Annotated in this window: 16 protein-coding genes; 8 read left to right on the top strand and 8 right to left on the bottom strand. The window is 71.4% G+C overall.

Annotation, left to right across the window (positions count from 1 at the left end; genetic code table 11):
* Positions 1 to 3 precede the first annotated feature (3 nt).
* From OG917_RS07670 to OG917_RS07655, 4 genes are all read right to left on the bottom strand, one after another.
* Complete coding sequence (locus OG917_RS07670; protein ID WP_328316786.1) at positions 4 to 1,803, bottom strand: glycoside hydrolase family 15 protein; 1,800 nt, start codon at positions 1,801 to 1,803, stop codon at positions 4 to 6.
* 30 nt (positions 1,804 to 1,833) lie between these two features.
* Positions 1,834 to 2,622: an SURF1 family cytochrome oxidase biogenesis protein gene (locus OG917_RS07665; RefSeq protein WP_328316785.1), complete on the bottom strand. Its 789-nt coding sequence runs from the start codon at positions 2,620 to 2,622 to the stop codon at positions 1,834 to 1,836.
* 72 nt (positions 2,623 to 2,694) lie between these two features.
* Complete coding sequence (locus tag OG917_RS07660) at positions 2,695 to 2,928, bottom strand: hypothetical protein (RefSeq protein ID WP_328316784.1); 234 nt, start codon at positions 2,926 to 2,928, stop codon at positions 2,695 to 2,697.
* Positions 2,929 to 2,992: 64 nt separating this feature from the next.
* The gene (locus OG917_RS07655; protein WP_328316783.1) at positions 2,993 to 3,970 is read right to left on the bottom strand and encodes a DEDDh family exonuclease; all 978 of its coding nucleotides are present in this window, start codon (positions 3,968 to 3,970) and stop codon (positions 2,993 to 2,995) included.
* 213 nt (positions 3,971 to 4,183) lie between these two features.
* Between OG917_RS07655 and OG917_RS07650 the strand changes: the two genes are divergently transcribed.
* The 4 genes from OG917_RS07650 to OG917_RS07635 all read left to right on the top strand — a co-directional run bounded on the left by OG917_RS07650 (position 4,184) and on the right by OG917_RS07635 (position 7,743).
* The gene (locus tag OG917_RS07650; protein WP_328316782.1) at positions 4,184 to 4,894 is read left to right on the top strand and encodes a VIT1/CCC1 transporter family protein; all 711 of its coding nucleotides are present in this window, start codon (positions 4,184 to 4,186) and stop codon (positions 4,892 to 4,894) included.
* A 186-nt stretch (positions 4,895 to 5,080) separates the two neighbouring features.
* Positions 5,081 to 6,016 (top strand): sterol desaturase family protein, encoded by a 936-nt coding sequence (locus tag OG917_RS07645; RefSeq protein WP_328316781.1) that lies wholly within the window; start codon positions 5,081 to 5,083, stop codon positions 6,014 to 6,016.
* Positions 6,013 to 6,684 (top strand): lysoplasmalogenase, encoded by a 672-nt coding sequence (locus OG917_RS07640; RefSeq protein WP_328316780.1) that lies wholly within the window; start codon positions 6,013 to 6,015, stop codon positions 6,682 to 6,684. Before OG917_RS07645 ends, OG917_RS07640 begins: the two co-directional genes overlap by 4 nt.
* Before the next feature lie 18 nt (positions 6,685 to 6,702).
* Entirely contained in the window at positions 6,703 to 7,743 is a 1,041-nt protein-coding gene (locus tag OG917_RS07635) for a zinc-dependent alcohol dehydrogenase family protein (RefSeq protein ID WP_328316779.1), read from the top strand.
* A gap of 33 nt (positions 7,744 to 7,776) precedes the next feature.
* Here the strand turns inward: OG917_RS07635 and OG917_RS07630 are convergent, their stop codons facing one another.
* Entirely contained in the window at positions 7,777 to 9,309 is a 1,533-nt protein-coding gene (locus OG917_RS07630; RefSeq protein ID WP_328316778.1) for a S8 family peptidase, read from the bottom strand.
* A gap of 304 nt (positions 9,310 to 9,613) precedes the next feature.
* On the opposite strand from OG917_RS07630, the gene OG917_RS07625 reads away from it, so the two are divergent.
* The 3 genes from OG917_RS07625 (at position 9,614) to moaA (ending at position 12,752) form a co-directional block, all read left to right on the top strand.
* Positions 9,614 to 9,979, top strand: coding sequence for a DUF485 domain-containing protein (locus OG917_RS07625; RefSeq protein WP_328316777.1), 366 nt, complete (start codon positions 9,614 to 9,616; stop codon positions 9,977 to 9,979).
* Positions 9,976 to 11,598, top strand: coding sequence for a solute symporter family protein (locus OG917_RS07620; protein ID WP_328316776.1), 1,623 nt, complete (start codon positions 9,976 to 9,978; stop codon positions 11,596 to 11,598). Before OG917_RS07625 ends, OG917_RS07620 begins: the two co-directional genes overlap by 4 nt.
* A gap of 164 nt (positions 11,599 to 11,762) precedes the next feature.
* Positions 11,763 to 12,752, top strand: coding sequence for a GTP 3',8-cyclase MoaA (moaA, locus tag OG917_RS07615; RefSeq protein WP_328316775.1), 990 nt, complete (start codon positions 11,763 to 11,765; stop codon positions 12,750 to 12,752).
* 13 nt (positions 12,753 to 12,765) lie between these two features.
* Here moaA and OG917_RS07610 read toward each other — a convergent pair whose 3' ends face one another.
* The gene (locus tag OG917_RS07610; protein ID WP_328316774.1) at positions 12,766 to 13,029 is read right to left on the bottom strand and encodes a hypothetical protein; all 264 of its coding nucleotides are present in this window, start codon (positions 13,027 to 13,029) and stop codon (positions 12,766 to 12,768) included.
* A 240-nt stretch (positions 13,030 to 13,269) separates the two neighbouring features.
* Complete coding sequence (locus OG917_RS07605) at positions 13,270 to 13,644, bottom strand: DUF3099 domain-containing protein (RefSeq protein WP_328316773.1); 375 nt, start codon at positions 13,642 to 13,644, stop codon at positions 13,270 to 13,272.
* Positions 13,645 to 13,857: 213 nt separating this feature from the next.
* Here OG917_RS07605 and OG917_RS07600 point away from each other — a divergent pair, with 213 nt between their 5' ends.
* Positions 13,858 to 14,133 (top strand): GlsB/YeaQ/YmgE family stress response membrane protein, encoded by a 276-nt coding sequence (locus OG917_RS07600; RefSeq protein WP_328316772.1) that lies wholly within the window; start codon positions 13,858 to 13,860, stop codon positions 14,131 to 14,133.
* An 80-nt stretch (positions 14,134 to 14,213) separates the two neighbouring features.
* Here the strand turns inward: OG917_RS07600 and tyrS are convergent, their stop codons facing one another.
* On the bottom strand, positions 14,214 to 15,482 hold the full coding sequence (tyrS, locus tag OG917_RS07595) for a tyrosine--tRNA ligase (RefSeq protein ID WP_328316771.1): 1,269 nt from the start codon (positions 15,480 to 15,482) through the stop codon (positions 14,214 to 14,216).
* Positions 15,483 to 15,527: the final 45 nt, after the last annotated feature.

Here is a 15,527-nt window from a genome sequence, read left to right as displayed (position 1 = left end):
GCTCTATCCTGCATCCTCCTCGGGCGCCCCCAGCGCCCGGGCCAGCGCCAGAGCGGTGTTCACCAGACCGACGTGGCTGAACGCCTGCGGGAAGTTGCCGAGCTGCCGCCCCGCCACCGGGTCGTACTCCTCGGCGAGCAGCCCGACATCGTTGCGGAGTGCCAGCAGCCTCTCGAAGAGTGCTTCCGCCTCCTTCACCCGGCCGGTCAGCCGCAGTGCGTCGGCCAGCCAGAACGAGCAGACCAGGAACGAGCCCTCGCCCCCCGGCAGACCGTCCACCGCGGGCCCGGCGGTGCTGTACCGGCGCACCAGCCCGTCGTGGCTCAGCTCTTCGTGCACCGCGTCGATCGTCCCCATCACCCGCGGGTCGTCCGGGGGCAGGAAGCCGACCTGGGGGATGAGCAGCGTCGCCGCGTCCAGCTCGGCGGAGCCGTAGGACTGGGTGAACGTGTTGCGCTCGGGGTCGAAGCCCTTCTCGCACACCTCCGCGTGCACCTCGTCCCGCATCCGCCGCCACCGCTCGACGTCCCCGCGCAGCTTCGGCTCGGCCTCCAGGGTGCGGACGGCCCGGTCCGCGGCCACCCAGGCCATCACCTTGGAGTGCACGAAGTGGCGGCGCGGCCCGCGTACTTCCCAGAGCCCCTCGTCCGGCTCGCGCCAGCGCGACTCCAGGAAGCCGAGCAGGGCCAGCTGGAGGCTCCAGGCGTGCTTCTCGCCTGCCAGCCCCGACGTGCGGGCCAGATGGAGCGAGTCGATGACCTCGCCGTACACGTCGAGCTGCAGCTGCGTCACGGCCCCGTTCCCGGTGCGCACCGGCGCCGAGCCCTCGTGGCCGCGCAGCCACCCCAGCTCCGTCTCGGGCAGCCGCCGCTCGCCCGAGAGCCCGTACATGATCTGCAGGTCCCCGGGGCTGCCGGCCACCGCGCGCAGCAGCCAGTCGCGCCAGGCGGCGGCCTCGTCCAGATAGCCGCAGGCAAGCAGCGCGCCGAGGGTGAGCGTGGAGTCGCGCAGCCAGCAGAACCGGTAGTCCCAGTTGCGTACGCCTCCGAGCTCCTCCGGGAGCGAGGTGGTCGGGGCGGCGACGATGCCGCCGGTCGGCGCGAAGGTGAGCGCCTTCAGGGTGATCAGCGACCGGACGACGGCTTCACGGTACGGGCCCTGGTACCGGCAGCGCGCCGACCAGGCGTGCCAGTCCTCCAGCGCGTGGTCCAGCGCCTCGTGCGGGTCCACCAGCGGCGGGCGCTGTTCCTGCGAGGGGTGCCAGGTGAGGACGAACGCCACCTTCTCGCCCGCGGCGACGGTGAACGACGAGCAGGTGGAGAAGTGCTCGCCGTATGTCCTCACCTGTGGCTCGCTGCGCAGCCACACCGAGTCCGGGCCCGCCACCGCGACCCGGTGGCCGTCCGAACGGCGCATCCACGGCACGACGGATCCGTAGTCGAAGCGCAGGCGCAGCTTGCCCGCCATCTCCACCTCGCCGGAGATTCCTTCGACGATCCGCACGATGTCGGGGGCGGTGTCGCGCTGCGGCATGAAGTCGATGATCTTGACCGTGCCGGTGGCGGTCTCCCAGACCGATTCCAGGACGAGCGATTCGTCCCGGTAGCTCCGCCTGGTGCAGTTGCCGGCCCCGGCCGGGGCGATGCGCCAGTGGCCGTTCTCCTCGTCGCCCAGCAGGGCGGCGAAGCACGCCGCCGAGTCGAAGCGGGGCAGGCACAGCCAGTCGATGGAGCCGTCCCTGCCGACCAGGGCCGCGGTCTGCAGATCGCCGATGAGGGCGTAGTCCTCGATACGTTGGGTCACGGATTCCCGTGTTCCCGGGAGCGCGCCGCGCTAAGCAGCCGCGGGCACCGGTTCGGGTGTGCTCTCGGAGACGGCCGCCGCCCGTTCGCGCCTCTCACGGCGTGCGAGGACGACGAACCCGATGGGCACCCCGGCGGTGAAGAGCCACCACTGGACGGCGTACGCCATGTGCGGGCCGATGTCGGAGTGGTCCGGCGGCGGGATCAGCTGCGGCGAGTCGCCCCTGGGCTCGGGCGCGGTCTGCTCGATGTAACCGCCCAGGACCGGCCTGCCCAGCGCTTTCGCCTGCTGGGCGCTGTTGATGAGCATCACCTGGCGGGGCGGCAGCCCCCGTACGTCCTTGATGCCGCTGTCCCCGGTCGTCTGATCGGCCATCAGCCGGCCGGTCACGGTCAGCTCACCCCTGGGGGCGGCCGGGATCCTGGGCAGGGTGATCTGGCTGCCGTTGTCCGGGATCCAGCCGCGGTTGATCAGTACGGTCCGCCCGCCGTCCAGGACGAAGGGCGTCAGGACGTGGTACCCGACGGTGCCGTCGGACGATGTCCTGCGCCGTACGACGACCTCGTGCGCGGTGTCGTAGTGCCCGGTCGCCGTCACCTGGCGCCAGTACTGGCCGTACGGCACGGTGTGCCCGGGGGAGGTGAGCTCCCCGACCGGCACCGGTTTCGATTTGAGGTTCTCGCCGATGAGCGTGTTCTGCGCGACCTTGTGCTCGTGACGGTGCAGCTGCCAGAAGCCCAGCTTGATCATCGTCGGCATCAGGACGAGAGAGACAAGGGCGAGAATCACCCACTGCCGTGTCAACAGGAAGCGGTACACGTCTCTGAAGGTACCCGCCCGGAGAAGCCCCCCGGACGGGGGGTCCCGCCGGAGGGACAGAACCGGGCAGAATCAGACCTTGTCGACGATGCCCTCCTTCCCCTCCGCACGGGCGCAGTGCCCGCCGCAGTACCACTCGCCTTCGACCTCCACGCCCTGCCCGATCACCCGGACACGGCAGTGCTCGCAGATGGGTGCCATCCGGTGGATGGCGCAGGAGAAGCAGTCGAAGACGTGCACCGCGCCCTGCGCGTGCACCTCGAAGGACATGCCGTAGTCGTTTCCGCATACCTCGCAACGGGCCATGCGCCACAGGGTGGGACGCACGGGCGGCGACGGGCCAGCGGGCGGCGGGCGAGTCGCCGGGCAATCACCCGTCTGCCGGGGCCGGGCCGACGTCGCGCAGCAGCTGGGTGAAGGCGGCCTCGTCGATCACGGGGGTGCCGAAGGACTTGGCCTTGACCGTCTTGGAGGTCGCCGATTCCGGGTCGTTGGTGACGAGCAGGCTGGTCAGCCGGGAGATGCTCGTCGCCACATGCAGCCCGGCCGCGGCGGCCCGGTCCTCCAGCAGTTCGCGGTCGACGGAGGTGTCACCGGAGAACGCCACCCGCATCCCCTGCGCCAGCGGCTTCCCCGGCACGTACCGCCCCGGATTCGGGTAGGGGCAGGCGGGCCGCTTCCTGGCCGGGCGCCAGCTGCCCTGACCGTACGAGGCCTGGTAGCCGACGCGCGGCGCGGCCGGTGCGTCCGACCACTCGGTGAGCGGCCGGCATTCCAGCAGCGGCAGCCGCACCCCGTCCCTGGCCGCGGCGTGCAGGCTCGGGCGGAACGCCTCGGCCAGGACCCGGGCGTCGTCGAGCGCGTGGTGGGCGCGCTCCTGCACGACACCGAAGTGCGCGGCGAGCGACTCCAGCTTGTGGTTGGGCAGCGGCAGGGCGAGCTCCTTGGCGAGCGCGATGGTGCACAGCCGCTGGCGGACCGGGGCGGTGCGCTCGGCGCGGGCGTACTCCCTGGCGATCATCTGCCAGTCGAAGATCGCGTTGTGCGCGACCAGCACACGGCCGTCGAGCCGCTCGGCGAACTCGGCCGCGATCTCCGGGAAGAGCGGGGCGCCCGCCAGGACATCGCTGGTCAGACCGTGGATCCAGACAGGGCCGGGGTCCCGCTCCGGATTGACCAGCGTGTACCAGTGGTCCTCGACCTCGCCCCGGGCGTCCAGCCGGTAGACGGCAGCGGAGATTATCCGGTCGTCGCGTGCGAGGCCGGTGGTCTCCACGTCGACGACCGCGTACCCCTGCGGGTACGCGGCCGGCCACGCTGTCGCTGCTGTCTGGCGGTCGTCGAGCATGGTCACAGAGAATACGGGCCCCTGCCGACAACGGGGCAACCCCGGTGGCCCCCCGGCCCGCCCCGTGGGGCCTCCCCGCCCGCGCGGGGCGGCGGATATGTGCCGCCTCCGGTGCCCCGTACCGGATATGACGGTACGTCGGTTCCAGCGGGCGCCGCCCGCTCCGTTCTGTCCGGCGCGGAAGCCGGGCCGTCCGGATGAGACTCTGGGCCGATGACCGACTCCTCGCACCACGAACCCCACCACAGCGGCCTCGGAGCGCGCCTCAACTGGCTCCGGGCCGCGGTGCTCGGAGCCAACGACGGCGTCGTCTCCACCGCCGGTATCGTCGTCGGCGTGGCGGGCGCCACCGGCTCGCGTACCGCGCTGCTCACCGCCGGTCTCTCCGGACTGCTCGCCGGATCCATGTCGATGGCGGCGGGGGAGTACGTCTCCGTCTCCACCCAGCGCGACTCGGAGAAGGCCGCGCTCGCCCAGGAGAAGCGCGAACTGCGTGAGACCCCGGAAGCCGAACTCGACGAGCTGACGGGGCTCCTGGAGGAGAAGGGGCTCTCCGCCGAGCTGGCCCGCGAGGCCGCCGAGCAGCTCACCGAGCGCGACGCCCTGCGCGCTCACGCGGAGGTGGAGCTGGGGATCGACCCCGACGACCTCACCAGCCCCTGGCACGCGGCGGGCGCCAGCTTCGCCGCCTTCACGGCCGGCGCGCTGCTGCCGCTGCTGGCCATCGTGCTGCCGCCTGCCTCGCTCCGGCTGTACATCACGGTGCTGTCGGTCCTGGCCGCGCTGGCCGTGGCGGGCTGGTGGAGCGCCCGGTCGGGCGCGGCGCCGGTGCGCCCCGCGGTGGTGCGGAACATGGCCGGGGGCGCGCTGGCCATGGCCGTGACCTACGGGGCCGGGGCGCTGCTGGGGGCGGCGGGGGTCTGAACCGGGCCGCAGGGCCGGTCCGGGCGGCGCCGCGGCGGCCCGGGAAGGCGGGCTGCCCGGGGGGCCGGACGCCGCTCGGGCGGCGCCGGTTGGCGGAACTCACCAAAGCGCGCTGACAGAATGTCTCGCATACTTGTCGGTAACAACATCTAGCCGGGGCCGATCCGGCGGCCTTACGGTGCTGGCATGCCGAACCTGCCCGATGTCGTGCTGTGGTCCATACCGGCGTTCGTCCTGCTCACTGTCGTGGAGATGGCGAGCTACCGGTTCCATCCCGATGAGGACTCCGCCGGATACGAGACCAGAGATGCCGCCACCAGTATCGGCATGGGCCTCGGCAGCCTGGTCTTCGACTTCCTCTGGAAGATCCCGATCCTGGCGGTCTACACGGCGGTCTACGAACTCACCCCGCTGCGCGTCCCCGTCCTGTGGTGGACCGTCCCGCTGATGCTGCTCGGCCAGGACTTCTTCTACTACTGGTCGCACCGCGGACACCACGTCGTCCGCGTCCTGTGGGCCTGCCATGTCGTGCACCACTCCAGCCGCAAGTTCAACCTGACGACCGCCCTGCGCCAGCCCTGGACGTCGCTGACCGTCTGGCCGTTCTACGTCCCGCTGATCGCCCTCGGCGTGCATCCGGCCGCGCTCGCCTTCTGCTCGTCCGCCAACCTCGTCTACCAGTTCTGGGTGCACACCGAGCGGGTCGGCAAGCTCCCGCGCCCCTTCGAGTACGTGCTCAACACGCCCTCCCACCACCGGGTGCACCACGCATCGCAGGGCGGCTACCTGGACCGTAACTTCGGCGGGATCCTCATCGTCTGGGACCGGATGTTCGGGTCCTTCACCCCGGAGACCCTGCGGCCGGTGTTCGGGCTGACCAAGAACATCGAGACCTACAACCCGCTGCGGGTCGCGACCCATGAGTACGCGGCGATCGCCCGGGACGTACGGGCCGCGACGAGCTGGCGCGAGCGGGCGGGGCGGGTCTTCGGCGGGCCCGGCTGGCAGCCGGCGCAGGCGCCGGGGGCGGCAGCCGTCCCGGCGGAGCCCGCCACGGCGGTCACCGCCCCCGCGCTCACCGCCCCCGCCCTCCGCGAGACCCCGACCGAGCCCATCGCGTGACGCCGGAGCGGGAGAGGGCGGCGCGGCTGCTGCTGCTCGCCTACGCGCTCGCCGCCCTCACCGACCTCTGCGCGCTCCTGGCGCACGGACACACCGCCGATACGCTGCACACCGTCGCCAAGCCCCTCCTGATGCCGCTGCTCGCGGCCCAGGTACACGTCCGCGGCGCACCCCGGCTGCTGATCGCCGCGCTGCTGTCCGGCTGGGGCGGCGACATCCTGCTCCTGATCGACGCGCAGCCCGCCTTCCTCGCCGGGATGGCGCTCTTCGCGGCCGGGCACCTCTGCTACCTGGTGCTCTTCGGCCGCGGCCGGACGAACCCGTACCTCGGGGCGGGGTACGCGGTCGCGCTCGCCGCCACGGCCGCCGTACTGCTGCCCGCGCTCCCGGCCGGGCTGCGGGCCCCGGTGGCGTGCTACTCGCTGCTGCTCACCGCCATGGCGTACCGGGCGAGCGCCCCGGGACTGCGGGCCGGGCTCGGCGGGGCGCTCTTCCTGGTCTCCGACACTCTGATCGCCACGGGGATCGCGGACCTGCCACAGCCGCCGGCAGCCGACTTCTGGATCATGGCCACCTATATCGCGGCTCAGTCCCTGCTGGCCGCCGGGGTGCTCGGTTACCGGACAGGGCCGGCCTCCGCGTACCGTGAGGCTCGTACATCTGTCTGATCAGCAAGGATCCGCCCCATGCGCGCCACCGTCATCCACGCCCCCCACGACATCCGGGTGGAGGAGGTACCGGACCCCGCGGTCCAGCAGCCCACCGACGTCGTCGTCCGCGTCCTGCGCGCCTGCATCTGCGGCAGCGATCTCTGGGCCTACCGGGGCGTGGCGGCCCGCGTCCCCGGGCAGCGCATCGGCCACGAGTTCCTCGGCATCGTCGAGGAGGCCGGTTCCGGTGTGCGGGGCTTCGCCGCCGGTGACCTCGTCGTCGCGCCCTTCGTCTGGTCCGACGGCACGTGCGGGCAGTGCTCCGAGGGGCTCACCACCTCCTGCCCGCAGGGCGGCTTCTGGGGCTCGGTCGGCTCCGACGGCGGACAGGGCGAAGCCGTCAGGGTGCCGTTCGCCGACGGCACGCTCGTCAGGCTCCCGGCCGACGCCGCGTCCGACGACCACCTGCTCACCGCTCTGCTCGCGCTCTCCGACGTCATGGGCACCGGTCACCACGCCGCCATCGGCGCCGGAGTGCGCCCCGGCTCCACCGTGGCCGTCGTGGGCGACGGAGCGGTCGGGCTCTGCGGCGTACTGGCCGCCAGGCGGCTCGGCGCCGAGCGCATCATCGCGCTCGGCCGTCACCAGGCCCGTACGGACATAGCCCGGACCTTCGGCGCCACGGACATCGTCGCCGTCCGCGGCGACGAGGCCGTCGCCGCGGTGCGCGAACTGACCGGCGGCCAGGGCGCGCACGCAGTGATCGAGGCCGTCGGCACCGAGCAGTCGATGGCCACCGCCGTCGCCGTCACCCGCGACGGCGGGGCCATCGGATACGTCGGTGTCCCGCACGGCAGCGGCACCGGCCTGGACCTGAGCGACATGTTCAACCGCAACATCACGCTGCGCGGCGGTGTCGCGCCGGTCCGCACCTACATCCCCGAGCTGCTCGCGGACGTCCTGGACGGCACGATCGACCCCTCGCCCGTCTTCGACCGGACCGTCGCCCTGGACGAGGTGCCGGACGGCTACCGGGCGATGGACGAGCGCACCGCGCTCAAGGTGCTGGTGAAGTAGGCACGGAGACCCGGTGGCCCCGGCAAGCCGGGGCTACCGGGTGACCGCGTGCAGGGCGTCGGCCAGGCCCGCCCCGTAGAAACCGTTGTGACTCCCGCTGCCCCGGCAGACCGCGTCGGCCTTGCCGTCACCGTCGAAGTCGTACGGGTCGGGGCAGGCGAGCGGGTCCGCCCCGGCGTACAGCAGCGCCTTGACCTGCGCCGGTGAGGCGTGCGGATGACGGGACTCGATCAGGGCCACCACCCCGGCGACATGCGGGGACGCCATCGACGTACCGGCCATGTAGGCGTAGCCGCCGCCGGGCACAGGGCCGAGGACCGCGCTGCTGGTGGCCGGCTTCTCGGGGGGCTGGTACGCGGTCGAGTCGCCGCCGGGCGCCGCGATGTCGACGACCCCGAGGCCGTAGTTCGAGTAGGAGGACTTCAGCGTCCTGGTACCGGTCGCCGACACCGTGACGACGCCCGGCAACTGGGCCGGGACATCAAGGCACTTGGACGGATCCACCGTACGGGACGCCGCGGTGCCGTCGTCCGGGCTCAGGGTGTCGGTGACCCGGTGCGAGGCCAGGTCGTAGCCCTCGTTGGCCGCGGCGGCGACATTGACGGTGCCCTTGCGCTCCGCGTACCGCGAGGCGCGGGTGACCGCTTCGACCAGGGCCTTCTGATCCGGGTCGTCCGTGCACTCGAAGTACCACGGGTCGGTGAAGTAGCTGTTGTTGGTCACATCGGCGCCGTGGTCGGCGGCCCAGACGAAGGCGCAGACGACCGCCTCCGTGTAGAAGAACGAGGACGCGTCGCCGACCTTGATGCCGGACACCCTGACCCCGGGAGCGACCCCGGTGATACCGACACCGTTCTTCGCGCCCGCGATCTCGCCCGCCACATGCGTGCCGTGCGGGCTCTCCGCGCCGGTGGGCCGCCAGGCTCCGTCCGTGGTGTCGGGCCTGCCCGTGACGCAGTCGGCCGATGCCGCACGGTCGAAGTTGGGGGCGATGTCCGGGTGGGTGTCGTCGACGCCCGTGTCGATCACCGCGACCGTGACGTCACGGCTGCCGAGCGTCGTGCGGTGCGCCAGGTCCGCCTTGATGGCCCGCATGTCCCACTGGAGCGGCTCCATCGGGTCCTGGCCAGGCGCGGCCCTGGCCGCCAGCACCTTCTGCTCCCGCGCCGTGAGCCTCAGCGGCGTGTCGGTGTCCGTCACCGACTCGGCGGGCAGCGGCGCGGTGCGCGTGGCACCGGCCGAATCGACGCCCCTGGTTCTTCGGAGGGTCCTGGCGAAGTCCGGATTCGCCGAGTGCGCGACGATCACGCCCACCTGCTCGTACGCCATGACCACCGACCCGCCCGCCCGGGTGACGGCCTGCTCCGCCGAGGCCGCCGCCCGGTGCCCGGTCCCGGTGTTCACGACGTACGACAGCGCCGGGCCCGCACCGGAAGCGGGGGAGCGCGCCGGGCCGGTGTCCTGTTCCGCCGCGGCCGGGCCCGGCAGGACGCCGAGCGAGGCGAGAAGCGCGAGTCCGGCGGAGAGCGCGAGCGCGCGCCACCGCCGGGATGCCAGATGAGCCATGGGTTCTCCCCATCATCCGTATCAGCCACCCCGCTGCGGGACCGCAGTCGGGCAGTACACGACCAGTGAAACCAGCACCTGCCGCTCGCAGCAATCGGTCCGGCACACCAATCGGTCCGGCACAGCGGTCCTTCAGGCGGGAACGGCCCGCCGGTGAGCCGGCCAGTGCGGCGCCGTCAGCCCGTCCGGCGGGAACAGCCCGGCATTGAACCACCCCGCCGTGCGCTCCGTGCCCTTGTGGGAGGCGCCTCACCGCGGGCCCTCCGGCAGTACGCCCACCGTCCGCACGTCGCGAGGAGAATCCGTGGCCACCGTCGAACCACAGCCCCCGGGCGTCACGGGCGCCGAACCGGGCCGGCCCACGGCGGAGCTGTTCGCCGAGGTACAGCAGAGCGCCGAGTTCGGCGAACTGCGCCGCGCCCACCGGTCCTTCGCCTTCCCGCTGACCATCGGCTTCGTCGCCTGGTATCTGCTGTACGTCCTGCTGTCGAGCTACGCGGACGGCTTCATGGGCACCAGGCTCTTCGGCAACATCAACGTGGCCCTGGTCCTGGGCCTCGGCCAGTTCCTCACCACGTTCCTCATCGCGTGGCTCTACTCGCGGCATGCCGCGACCAGGCTGGACCCGAAGGGTGCTGCCATCAAGTCCCGTATGGAGGGCCACTCATGAGCCCCGCAGTCCAGCTCGCCGCATCGGCGACCACCCAGCACCGGCCCCTGATCATCACGCTGTTCGCGGTGTTCGTCGTCGCCACGCTCGTCATCACGGTCTGGGCCGGGCGCCAGACCAGGAGCGCCGCCGACTTCTACGCGGGCGGCCGGCAGTTCTCCGCGCTGCAGAACGGACTCGCGGTCTCCGGCGACTACATGTCCGCCGCCTCGTTCCTCGGCATCGCGGGCGCCATCGCCCTCTTCGGCTACGACGGCTTCCTCTACTCGATCGGCTTCCTGGTCGCCTGGCTTGTCGCCCTGCTGCTCGTCGCCGAGCCGCTGCGCAACTCCGGCCGCTACACGATGGGCGACGTCCTCGCCTACCGGATGCGCCAGCGCCCCGTCCGCACCGCGGCCGGGGCGTCCACCATCGTCGTCTCGATCTTCTACCTGCTGGCGCAGATGGCGGGCGCGGGTGTCCTGGTCTCCCTGCTGCTCGGCATCACCAGTGACGCCGGGAAGATCGCCATCGTCGCGCTGGTCGGTGTCCTGATGATCGTGTACGTCACGATCGGCGGAATGAAGGGCACCACCTGGGTCCAGATGGTCAAGGCCGTCCTGCTGATCGCCGGAACCATCCTCATCACCTTCCTGATCCTGCTGAAATTCCACTTCAACGTCTCCGACCTGCTGGGCTCGGCCGCGTCGAACAGCGGCAAAGGGAAGGCGTTCCTGGAACCCGGCCTCAAGTACGGCGCCACGGGAACCTCGAAGCTGGACTTCATCTCGCTCGGCATCGCCCTGGTGCTCGGTACCGCGGGCCTGCCGCACATCCTGATCCGCTTCTACACCGTGCCGACGGCCAAGGCCGCCCGCAAGTCGGTGAACTGGGCGATCGGCATCATCGGCGCCTTCTACCTGATGACGATCGTGCTCGGGTTCGGCGCCGCAGCCCTCCTCAAGCCCGCCGACATCATCGCGTCCAATCCGGCGGGCAACACGGCCGCGCCGCTCGCCGCCCTGGAGATCGGCGGCGGCGCCGGCTCCACCGGGGGGTCGGTCCTGCTCGCGGTGATCTCGGCGGTCGCCTTCGCCACCATTCTCGCCGTGGTCGCCGGGCTGACCCTGGCCTCCTCGTCGTCGTTCGCGCACGACATCTACGCCAACGTCATCCGCAAGGGGCAGGCCACCGAGAAGGAGGAGATGCGCGCGGCCCGGTGGGCGACCGTGGCGATCGGCGCCGTCGCCATCGTGCTGGGCGCCTTCGCCCGCGATCTGAACGTCGCGGGGCTGGTCGCCCTCGCCTTCGCGGTCGCCGCGTCCGCGAATCTGCCGACCCTGCTCTACAGCCTCTTCTGGAAGAGGTTCACCACGCGCGGCGCCCTGTGGTCGATCTACGGGGGTCTCGTCTCGTCCGTGGTGCTTGTGCTCTTCTCGCCGGTCGTCTCCGGGAAGCCCACCTCGATGTTCAAGGGCGCCGACTTCGCCTGGTTCCCGCTGGAGAACCCCGGCCTCATCTCGATCCCGCTGGGATTCCTCCTCGGCTGGCTCGGCTCGCTGCTCTCGTCGGAGGAGCCGGACAAGGACAAGTACGCCGAGCTCGAAGTCAAGTCCCTCACCGGATTCGGCGCCCACTGACCGCGGTCCTCACGGGCCGTACCAGGTGACGCCCACGGGTCCGGTCGTAGATCCCTACGACCGGACCCCGTATACCTCGTGGTAATCCGCCCCCTGCCGCTGTCACAGGTGTCGCGTACGCTCGGTCGCGTACATCGTTTCCGTCATCGGGGAGGGGGCCCACCGTGCTTATCGACACTTTTGGCCGAGTGGCCACTGACCTGCGGGTGTCGCTCACCGACCGCTGCAACCTGCGCTGCACCTACTGCATGCCCGAAGAGGGCCTGCAGTGGCTCGCCAAGCCCGACCTGCTCACGGACGACGAGATCGTCAGGCTGATCCGCATCGCCGTGACCGAGCTCGGCATCACCCAGGTCCGCTTCACCGGCGGTGAGCCGCTGCTGCGTCCCGGGCTCGTCGGCATCGTCGAGCGTGTCGCGGCCCTGGAGCCGCGCCCGCGGATGTCTCTCACCACCAACGGAATCGGCCTCAAGCGCACCGCTGCTGCCCTGGCGGCCGCGGGCCTCGACCGGGTCAACGTCTCGCTCGACACGCTGCGCCCCGACGTCTTCAAGACCCTCACCCGCAGGGACCGGCACCGCGACGTACTGGACGGCCTGGAGGCCGCACGCGCGGCCGGGCTCACCCCGGTCAAGGTCAACGCCGTACTGATGCCGGGGCTCAACGACGACGAGGCACCCGACCTGCTCGCCTGGGCCGTGCAGAACGACTACGAGCTGCGCTTCATCGAGCAGATGCCGCTCGACGCCCAGCACGGCTGGAAGCGCGACGGAATGATCACCGCGGGTGACATCCTCCAGTCGCTGCGCACCCGCTTCACGCTGACCGACGAGGGCACCGGCGAGCGCGGTTCGGCCCCCGCCGAGCGCTGGGTCGTCGATGGCGGACCGCACCGGGTCGGTGTCATCGCCTCCGTCACCCGCCCCTTCTGCGGGGCCTGCGACCGCACCCGGCTCACCGCGGACGGCCAGGTGCGCACCTGCCTCTTCGCCCGTGAGGAGTCGGATCTGCGCGCCGCGCTCCGCTCCGGCGTGCCCGACGAGGAGATCGCCGGGCGCTGGAAGCTGGCGATGTGGGGGAAGAAGGCCGGATCCGGGCTGGACGATCCTTCGTTCCTCCAGCCCGACCGGCCCATGTCGGCGATCGGCGGCTGACCGCCCGCGCGGCTCAGCCCTGGGCCCCGCCGGTCCGCCCGTCCTGCTCCCAGTCGGCCAGGGCCACCACGTCCTTGAGGAAGCCGCGCACCCCCAGGAACTGGGACAAATGCTCCCGGTGTTCCGCACAGGCCAGCCAGGTCTTCCGGCGCTCCGGGGTATGCAGCTTCGGGTTGTTCCAGGCCAGGACCCAGACGGCGTCCGTCCGGCACCCCTTGGCCGAGCAGACCGGGGCGGGCGGGACCGGTCCTGGACCGGTGGTGTCAGCGGAGTTCACGCCTCAACCCTAGGCCAACGCCTCGTCGTTACGGACCGGACGAGAGCCTGGAGGAGGCGGGGAGAAGGGCGACGCCGAGCAGCCACGGGGGGAGCTGCCCGGCGTCGGTCCGTCGCTCCGACGGGGGATGCGGAGCGCCTGCAAAGTATGTCACGGGCCTATGGTGAAGCGGCACCGGAACTTCATGATTGATCTGAGCTTTTCTTGAGCTTCGGCAGCCATGGGGATCCGGGCCCCGGCTCAGTCCTGCCCGGCAGCGGGCTGCTCACGCTCCGTGGTGGTGGTCCCGTCCGCCGCTTCCGCCCCGGAGACCACGGACGACGGTTCCAGCGGCGGCCGGAACGGTGCGGGAACGAACGTGGTGGGGAGCACCGGGGCGTTCTCCCGGCCCGCGTTGGCGATCACCACGGCGACGTACGGGAGGAAGGCGCCCAGGATCAGGGTCGCGATCGCCACCGGCCGCGCCACGTTCCAGAGAACCGCGGTCAGGATGACCGCGACCGTCCGCACCGTCATCGAGATGATGTAGCGCCGCTGCCTGCCGCGCACATCCTCCGCGAGTCCCGTCCGGGCGCCCGTGATCCGGAAGACCTCACCACTGCTCTGCTTCCGCATCCCGCTCCACCACCCGATTCCCGCGCCGGACTCTCCCCGGACCGGACGGCACCACGTTACGCCGACGCCCCGCCGCCGATAAGACCGGGGCGCGCCCCCGTTCTTCCGTACCGGGTCCGTCCGCGCACGTATGGAGCTGTCCGACATGCGCCGTATGGAGGAGGGGCCGACACTGGGGCCCATGCGTAAACGGCAGCCGCATCAGGAGGCGACATGAATTGGTTGTGGGCCATCATCGTGGGGCTGGTGCTCGGTCTGATCGCCAAGGCGATCATCCCGGGCAAGCAGCAGATCCCGCTGTGGCTGACCGTGATCTTCGGCATCCTGGGCAGTGTGCTGGGCAACTGGGCGGCGACCGGGCTCGGCGTCAACGACACCAACGGCATCGACTGGATCAGGCATCTGCTCCAGCTGATCGGCGCCGTGATCGTCGTCGGCGTCGGCGACAAGCTCTGGACGGCGATCCGGGGCAACAGGCACGCCACCTGACCCCCGCCGCAGGGGTGTGGGGCGGCCCGGTACATACCGGCCGCCCCTCACCCCTGTGCCCCGGCCCCGGGGCAGCGCCGCTATCCGCCGGTGACCTCGACCGCGGCCAGGTTCTTCTTGCCGCGCCGCAGTACCAGCCACCGCCCGTGCAGCAGATCGCCGGCATCCGGCACCGCGTCCTCGGCGGTGACCTTCACGTTGTTCACGTACGCCCCGCCCTCCTTGACGGCGCGGCGGGCCGCCGACCTGCTCGGTACGAGACCCGTCCCGGCGAGCAGCTCGACGACCGGGACGAGCTCACCGACCTCGGTGTGCGGCAGCTCGGAGAGCGCGGCGCTCAGCGTCGCCTCGTCGAGCTCCGTGAGCTCACCCTGGCCGAACAGCGCCCGGGACGCCGCGACGACCGCCGCGCACTGGTCCGCGCCGTGCACCAGCGTCGTCAGCTCCTCGGCAAGCGAACGCTGGGCGGCCCGGGCCTGCGGACGCTCCGCGGTGAGCTGTTCCAGCTCCTCCAGCTCCGCGCGGCTCTTGAAGCTGAGGATGCGGTTGTACGTGGAGACGTCGCGGTCGTCCACGTTCAGCCAGAACTGGTAGAACGCGTACGGCGTCGTCATCTGCGCGTCGAGCCAGACGGCCCCGCTCTCCGACTTGCCGAACTTGGTGCCGTCCGCCTTCACCATCAGCGGGGTGCCCAGCGCGTGCACGGACGCGTCCGGCTCCAGGCGGTGGATCAGGTCGATCCCCGCCGTGAGGTTGCCCCACTGGTCGCTGCCGCCCTGCTGGAGCGTGCACCCGTACCGGCGGTACAGCTCCAGGAAGTCCATCCCCTGCAGCAGCTGGTAGCTGAACTCGGTGTAGCTGATGCCCTGTTCGGACTCCAGGCGGCGGGCGACCGACTCCTTGGTGAGCATCTTGTTCACCCGGAAGTGCTTGCCGATGTCCCGCAGGAACTCGATCGCGGAGAGCCCCGCGGTCCAGTCCAGGTTGTTGACCATCACCGCGGCGTTCTCGCCGTCGAAGGAGAGGAACGGCTCGATCTGGGACCGCAGCCTGCCGACCCACTGGGCGACGGTCTCCGGGTCGTTCAGCGTCCGCTCGGCGGTCGGCCGGGGGTCACCGATCTGACCGGTGGCCCCGCCCACCAGCGCCAGCGGCCGGTGCCCGGCCTGCTGGAGCCTGCGGACGGTGAGGACCTGCACGAGGTGGCCCACGTGCAGGCTCGCCGCCGTCGGGTCGAAGCCGCAATAGAACGTGACGGGACCGTCCGCGAGCGTCTTGCGCAATGCGTCCTCGTCAGTGGAGAGGGCGAAGAGCCCCCGCCACTTCAGCTCGTCGACGATGTCCGTCACGGGTCTCGCGTCTCCTTCGGTGTGGCTGGAAGTACGTCCCAGAGG

The sequence above is a fragment of the Streptomyces sp. NBC_00388 genome (genome assembly GCF_036061255.1).
GTDB lineage: Bacteria > Actinomycetota > Actinomycetes > Streptomycetales > Streptomycetaceae > Streptomyces.
This window is presented reverse-complemented; position numbering and strand designations above follow the sequence as displayed.

Excerpts from the sequence above, each read along its gene's own strand:
- OG917_RS07605 (WP_328316773.1), bottom strand. The coding sequence starts at position 13,644 with ATGCGGAAGCAGAGCAGTGGTGAGGTCTTCCGGATCACGGGCGCCCGG.
- OG917_RS07660 (WP_328316784.1), bottom strand. The coding sequence starts at position 2,928 with ATGGCCCGTTGCGAGGTATGCGGAAACGACTACGGCATGTCCTTCGAG.
- OG917_RS07650 (WP_328316782.1), top strand. The coding sequence starts at position 4,184 with ATGACCGACTCCTCGCACCACGAACCCCACCACAGCGGCCTCGGAGCG.
- OG917_RS07600 (WP_328316772.1), top strand. The coding sequence starts at position 13,858 with ATGAATTGGTTGTGGGCCATCATCGTGGGGCTGGTGCTCGGTCTGATC.
- OG917_RS07630 (WP_328316778.1), bottom strand. The coding sequence starts at position 9,309 with ATGGCTCATCTGGCATCCCGGCGGTGGCGCGCGCTCGCGCTCTCCGCC.
- OG917_RS07655 (WP_328316783.1), bottom strand. The coding sequence starts at position 3,970 with ATGCTCGACGACCGCCAGACAGCAGCGACAGCGTGGCCGGCCGCGTAC.
- OG917_RS07645 (WP_328316781.1), top strand. The coding sequence starts at position 5,081 with ATGCCGAACCTGCCCGATGTCGTGCTGTGGTCCATACCGGCGTTCGTC.
- OG917_RS07635 (WP_328316779.1), top strand. The coding sequence starts at position 6,703 with ATGCGCGCCACCGTCATCCACGCCCCCCACGACATCCGGGTGGAGGAG.
- OG917_RS07620 (WP_328316776.1), top strand. The coding sequence starts at position 9,976 with ATGAGCCCCGCAGTCCAGCTCGCCGCATCGGCGACCACCCAGCACCGG.